6 protein-coding genes are annotated in these 6446 nt (G+C 68.3%); 4 read left to right on the top strand and 2 right to left on the bottom strand.

The genetic code is table 11. The features are described 5' to 3' along the window. The first annotated feature begins 185 nt into the window (after positions 1–185). From D7V80_RS39810 to D7V80_RS39820, 3 genes are all read left to right on the top strand, one after another. Positions 186–1223 (top strand): 6-phosphofructokinase, encoded by a 1038-nt coding sequence (locus D7V80_RS39810; protein ID WP_120592990.1) that lies wholly within the window; start codon positions 186–188, stop codon positions 1221–1223. Positions 1224–1327: 104 nt separating this feature from the next. After that, positions 1328–2962 (top strand): long-chain fatty acid--CoA ligase, encoded by a 1635-nt coding sequence (locus tag D7V80_RS39815; protein ID WP_120592995.1) that lies wholly within the window; start codon positions 1328–1330, stop codon positions 2960–2962. 84 nt (positions 2963–3046) lie between these two features. Next, positions 3047–3583, top strand: coding sequence for an FHA domain-containing protein (locus D7V80_RS39820; RefSeq protein ID WP_120592991.1), 537 nt, complete (start codon positions 3047–3049; stop codon positions 3581–3583). Here the strand turns inward: D7V80_RS39820 and D7V80_RS39825 are convergent, their stop codons facing one another. Next, the gene (locus D7V80_RS39825; protein WP_120592992.1) at positions 3584–4300 is read right to left on the bottom strand and encodes a double-CXXCG motif protein; all 717 of its coding nucleotides are present in this window, start codon (positions 4298–4300) and stop codon (positions 3584–3586) included. Between the two features lie 3 nt (positions 4301–4303). Beyond that, a complete protein-coding gene (locus D7V80_RS39830) occupies positions 4304–5008 on the bottom strand; it encodes a TIGR02269 family lipoprotein (RefSeq protein ID WP_120592993.1) in 705 nt (234 codons plus the stop codon). A gap of 126 nt (positions 5009–5134) precedes the next feature. On the opposite strand from D7V80_RS39830, the gene D7V80_RS39835 reads away from it, so the two are divergent. Then, entirely contained in the window at positions 5135–6307 is a 1173-nt protein-coding gene (locus D7V80_RS39835; RefSeq protein ID WP_120592994.1) for a metallophosphoesterase, read from the top strand. Positions 6308–6446: the final 139 nt, after the last annotated feature.

Raw genomic sequence — 6446 nt, forward strand, 5'->3', positions numbered from 1 at the left:
CCCCAGCCCCCCGGTGCGTGGCGCCGCGCGGCAAGGCCACACGCTTCCGGGAATTACACGTGAACACGGCCGGCGATTGACAGGCCAGGTCCCCCGCACGCCCGGGGACCGGGGAAGGTTTCCCACGGGCGTTCCGTGCAATCCGTCCTCACGCGCGGAGGCCGGGTCGCGCTAGAACCGGACTCATGAAAGTCGCCGTGCTCACCGGCGGGGGTGATTGCCCCGGCCTCAATGCGGTCATCCGCGCCATTGTCCGCCGTGCCAGCGAGCACGGCTTCGAGATGATGGGCCTGCGTGATGGATGGAAGGGCCTGCTGGACGACAACCACTTCCGCCTCACGCGGGAGACCACCTCCGGCATCCTCCACCGGGGTGGCACCATCCTGGGCACCTCGCGCGTCAACCCGTTCAAGGTGGAGAACGGCCTGGAGCGCGTGAAGCGCTCCATCGAGCGCAATGGCATCCACGCGGTCATCGCCATTGGCGGCGAGGGCACCCTGTCCGCCGCCACGCGCATGTCCCAGGAGGGCCTGCGCATCGTCGGCGTGCCGAAGACCATCGACAACGACCTCAACGGCACGGACTTCACGTTCGGGTTCGACACCGCGGTCCACATCGCGACGGAGGCCGTGGACCGGCTGCACTCCACCGCGGAGTCGCACAAGCGCGTCATCGTCTGCGAGGTGATGGGCCGTCACGTCGGCTGGATTGCCACCTACGCGGGCATCGCCGGCGGCGCGGACGTCATCCTCGTCCCGGAGATTCCCGCGGACCTGGAGGCCGTCGCGCAGCACCTCCAGCGCCGCCACGCGGGCGGGCGCACCTTCTCCATCGTGGTGGTGGCGGAGGGCACGCGCATCAAGATGTCCGCGGAGCAGAACGAGCAGCTCGTCACCACGGGCGCCCTGGACGAAGCGGGCCGTCCGCGCCTGGGCGGCGTGGGCAACATCGTCGCGTCGGAGATTGAACGGCGCACCGGCTTCGAGACGCGCGTCTCCGTGCTGGGCCACATCCAGCGCGGCGGCGCCCCCACGGCGCACGACCGCGTGCTCGCCACCCGGTTCGGCGTGCATGCGTGCGACATGGTGGCCCGGGGCGAGTTCGGCAAGATGGCCGCCCTGCGCGGCAACGAAATCGTCAGCGAGCAGCTGGCGGAAGCCACCCGAGAGCTCAAGCGCGTGCCCAAGGAGTTCTTCGAGGTCGCGCAGGTTTTCTTCGGCTGACATTGACGTGATGCGCCATGCCTGCCCCCACCGGGAGTGGCAGGCATGGCCCCGTGCATCCGGTAGCATCCGGCCCTCCCCCCTCTCCCGAAGGGATGGTGTCGATGCTCACCGGTCGCATGATGGACTTCCCGCTCACCCTGACGCACTTCCTGGAGCGCGCGCGCTCCTATTACGCCGCGCAGGAGATCGTCAGCCGCAAGCCGGACAAGTCCCTGCACCGCTACACGTACGCGGACTTCCACAAGCGTGTCTGCCAATTGGCGAACGCGCTCACGCGGCTGGGAGTGAAGCCCGGGGACCGCGTGGCGTCGCTGAGCTGGAACCACCACCAGCACCTGGAGGTGTACTTCGGCGTGCCGGCGATGGGCGCGGTGATGCACACGCTCAACCTGCGGCTGCACCCCAACGACCTGGGCTACATCGCGCGCCACGCGGAAGACACGGTCATCGTGGTGGACCGCTCGCTGCTGCCGCTGGTGGAGAAGTTCGAGAAGGCCGCCGGCAGCCTCAAGCACGTCATCGTCATCCCGGATGACGGGCCGGTGCCGGAGGGGCGGCTGGACTACGAGAAGCTGCTCGCGGCGGAGTCGCCCACGTTCGAGTTCCCGCGCCTGGATGAGAACAGCGCGGCGATGCTCTGCTACACGTCCGGCACGACGGGCAACCCGAAGGGCGTGCTCTTCAGCCACCGCTCCATCGTGTTGCACACGCTGGTGTGCTGCCTGCCGGAGGTGCTGGGGCTGAAGGAGTCCGACACGGTGCTGGCGGTGGTGCCCATGTTCCACGCGGCGGCGTGGGGCCTGCCCTTCGACGCGCTGCTCACGGGCGCGAAGCAGGTGCTGCCCGGGCCGCACCTGGACCCCCAGTCACTGCTGGAGCTGATGCAGAACGAGAAGGTCACGGTGGCGGGCGGCGTGCCCACCATCTGGCTGGGCATCCTCGCGCAGCTGGACCGCGAGCCGGGCAAGTGGGACCTGGGCCGGATGCGGCACATGGTGATTGGCGGCTCCGCGGCGCCACCGGCGCTGATTGACGGGTTCCGCAAGCGCCACGGGCAGAACGTGCTGCACGCGTGGGGCATGACGGAGATGAACCCGGTGGGCACGCTCGCGCGGCTCAAGGGGGACCTGCACACGGCGTCGCCGGAGACGCAGCTGGATGCCTACGCGTCGCAGGGCTACTCCGTGCCGTTCGTGGAGACGCGCCACGTGAGCGACACGGGGGAGATTCTTCCCTGGGACGGCAAGGCCATGGGCGAGCTGGAGGTTCGCGGGCCCATGGTGGCGGCGTCGTACTACGGAGACGAGGGCAAGGACCGGTTCACGAAGGACGGCTGGTTCAAGACGGGCGACGTGGTGACCATCGACCCAGCGGGCTACCTGCACATCACCGACCGCAGCAAGGACGTCATCAAGTCCGGCGGCGAGTGGATCAGCTCCGTGGCGTTGGAGAACGCGCTGATGGCGCACCCGTCCGTGCTGGAGGCGGCGGTGTTCGCGGGGCGGCATCCGAAGTGGGACGAGCGTCCGCTGGCGGCGGTGGTGTTCAAGCCGGGACAGGAGGCGACGAAGGCGGAGCTGACGGCGCACCTGGAGAAGCAGTTCGCGAAGTGGTGGCTGCCGGATGACATCCTCTTCGTGACGCAGATTCCGCGCACGTCGACGGGGAAGTTCCTGAAGATGAAGCTGCGGGAGGATTACGGCGACCACCTGATGAAGGCGTCTGTCTCGTCCTGAAGTGGTTGGAAGGACCGCCGGGCAGCTGACACTGGGAGTCCGTGGCTCGCACCAGGGCGGGGCTGGGGGTAACGTGAGGGCGTGATGCCTTCCGTCCAACAGCTCCGCCCGTTCGCCTACGCGCCCGTCCAGGCGTTCCTGCAAGCCTCAGGGCCGGTGGTGCTCATCCAGCAGCCGCCGGAGCCGGTGTTCCAGCAGGTGGCGCTGCGGCTGGCGGAAGCACGCACGGTGGGCATGGCGCACCGCTCCCGGCTGGTGGACCGGCTGCTCGTCATGCTCCAGGCGTTTGATTCACTGGAGGTCCACTTCCTGGGACCGGAGCAGGACGGGCAGGAGATGCGGGTGGGGCGGACGGAGGGGTGCGCGCTGATGGTGCACGACCCGTCCGTGTCGAAGCAGCACGCGGTGCTGCGCTGGCACGCGGCGCAGGGGACGTGCTCGGTGCAGGACCTGAAGTCCATGAACGGCACCTGGCTGAACGCCGCGGAGTTGGGCGAAGGCGAAGAGCGGATGCTCGCGGACGGAGACGCGCTGGCGTTCGGGGATGCGCAGTTCCTGTACCTGCGAGCGGAGACCCTGCACTCCCACCTGCGGCTCGCGAGCCCGGGTGGAGGGATGTGATTACTCCGCGGGCAGTTCGCGGTAGTGCACGTCGCTGGGGCCCAGGCGCTGCACGGTTTCGACGAAGCGCTCGCTGACGACGCGCGGGCTGGCCCCTTCGATGCCGAAGACGTCGAGCCCTTCGGGGATGGAAGACCGCAGCAGCCAGCGCTTCGGCGGCAGGGAGAAGGACTCAGGCTTGCCGCAGAGGTCGCACGCGGGCGTCTTCCATTCGCCGATGCAGTCCGGATGCAGCCGGGCCAAGGGCCGGGCTTCCAGTTCGTAGAGCGCGGGCATGGTGCTTCGGCGCGACCGGAGCTCCATCCGGACCGCGATGATGCCCCGCAGCCCTTCGGCCTGGAGCAGTTCCACCGCGTCCTCGCGGAGGACCAGCTCCCATGAAGGGTAGCAAGTCACCGGACCAAACCGGCCTTGTGCGGTTCCGATCATGGGTCCGAACGAGCCTCCCGCCCTGATGGGAAGCACGGAAGGAACAAAGGGACGAATGAGAGCTACCAGCCGATCGTATTCCGCGACGGACATGGGCCCCTTGGGCTCAGCCAACACGGGCTCTTCCACGGCTGAGAGGTCCACGGAGGGAAAAGCATCCATCCATGCCCAGGGGCCGAACCTGGGACAGTCAACGCCGGACAGGTGCCATCGGTGACGTGCCCGGTATTTTCCGCTCCACTGTCGCGGCTCATCGAAGCTCGGGCTCTCGATAGAGAAGTAGCGCATGGCTTAGTCCTCGACGGTTACAGGCGCGAGTTCTACCTGCTGCCAGTACGTCATCGTCAGCCCAAAGAGTCCGTACTTCTGAATCATCCAGGAGGCATGTTCAAAGTACGCCGGTATCTGTGCGTCACCCCGCTCCCGGAGGATGAACGCATACCAATCCTGGTTCCAGGGCCCACCGTCCTTGCCCCGGTGGATGCGCGCATGAACTTCCGCATCAATGGCGATGACGTACTTATGGATGTCGATGCGCTTGTCATCGAAGTGCGCCTTGAACGCCTGCGGGAAGATGTGGTGACGCTCTTTCGGCCGCTTCGCCCACTCCTGTTGCGCCTTCTCACGGCGAAGCTCGCTGGGCAGCTTCTCTCGGGGATGCCAGCGGAAGACCATGACGGGCACCGCGTCTCGCGGTAGGCCCTGGGCACTTCCCCACGTCCGCTGCGGCCCGCTGCCGGGCGCCACGAAGATGGGCGCCGCTGGCATGACCCCTCGCGTCCGCACGATGCGGTCCGGAGCCAGGTCCTCGCACCGGAACAGCGCGCAGATGTCGTCCTCGCAGACGTGCGTGAGGCACTGGTCCTCGTCACTGGCTTCGCACTCCCGAGACGAGTCCTCTGCCCTCACCCAGTCGTTCACGGGTGAGGGCCCGGGTGCGGATGCACACCCCAGCAGCAGCACCAGCCACAGGCCCAACCGAGCAGGATTCCTCATTTTCCGAGCATTCCATGCTCACACCCAGGGAGCCCAGGAGGCGAGCAGCCCGGACACGGGACACGGCGCGCGGTCAGGGGGTCCGTTATCCTGGGGGCTCCTCACGACACCGAGAGCGCGCACACCATGGGAAGGCTGTTGGTCCTGCTGTTCGTCTACCTGGGCGCGTATCTCGTGCTGCGCAGGCTGTTGCCCGTCGTCACCCGGGGCTGGCGCCATGGCGTGCTGGTGGGCCTCTCTGTCTTCGCGTTCGCGGCGTGGACCGTGCCCGCGGTCACCGGCTACGGCCTGCACCACACGCCTCCGGCGCTCGTGCCGGTGAAGCTGTTCGCCGTGGTGTGGAGCATCGCCGCGCTGATGGTGATGCTGATGGGCCCGCCGTTCCTCATCCTCAAGCTGCGCGCCGAACGCAGAAAGCAGGCCGCGCCTCCCGGCGTGGACCTGGAGCGCCGCAGCCTCCTGGTGAAGGCCGGTCAGGCCATGCCCGTCCTCGCCATCAGCGCCAGTGGCGTGGGCGTCGTGGGTGGCAGCCTGGGCTTCACCGTTCGCGAGGTGGAGGTGAAACTGCGAGGCCTCCCCGCGGCGCTCGACGGCTTCCGCATCGGGCAGATCACCGACGTGCACGTGGGCCCCTTCATCTCCACCGAGTACCTGCGCGGCGCCGTGGAGGTGATGAACAAGGCGGGCGTGGACCTCCAGGTGATGACCGGGGACCTCATCGACGACGTGAACCAGGTCGACGAGACGATGGCCGCCCTCGCCTCCACGACGGCCCGCCACGGCATGCTCGCGGTGCTCGGCAACCACGAGCACTGGCGCGGGCTCGACGAAGTCCTGGGCGGCTACGCGCAGCTGGCCGAGCGGGGCGCTCCGGTCCGGCTGCTCGTGGATGAAGCCCACGTGCTGGAGCATGGCGGTCAGCGCGTGCGCGTGGTGGGCGTGGACTTCCCCATGTCCGGCGCCAGCCGCACCGGGCGCGACCGCCGCTGGCAGCGTTCCGCGGAGACGGCCTTCAAGGACGGAAACCCGGACGACGTGGTGCTCTGCCTCTCCCACCACCCCGACTTCTTCCCCTACGCCGCCGAGCGCGGCGCACGCCTCACCCTCGCGGGCCACACGCACGGCGGACAGGTGGCGTTCCTGGGAGTGCCCCTGTTCGGCTTCGCCTTCAAACACATGCTGGGCCGCTACCGCTTCCGCGACAGCCACCTCTACGTCTCCGGCGGCACGGGACACTGGCTCCCCTTCCGCATCGGAATCCCGCCCGAGGTCACGCTGCTCACGCTGCGCAGCGCCTGAGTCCTCCGTGGGTGAAACGGGGCCTGTGTCAGTTCCGGTGTAACCGGCTGCGCACGCATTTCGTACCGGGGAGCAAGGAGAGCTCCTCATGCTCACGAAGCTTCTGTCCCGCCCCCTCACGCTGGCTCCGGCCCCCAAG

This window comes from Corallococcus sp. CA054B, assembly GCF_003611625.1.
GTDB classification, from domain to species: domain Bacteria; phylum Myxococcota; class Myxococcia; order Myxococcales; family Myxococcaceae; genus Corallococcus; species Corallococcus coralloides.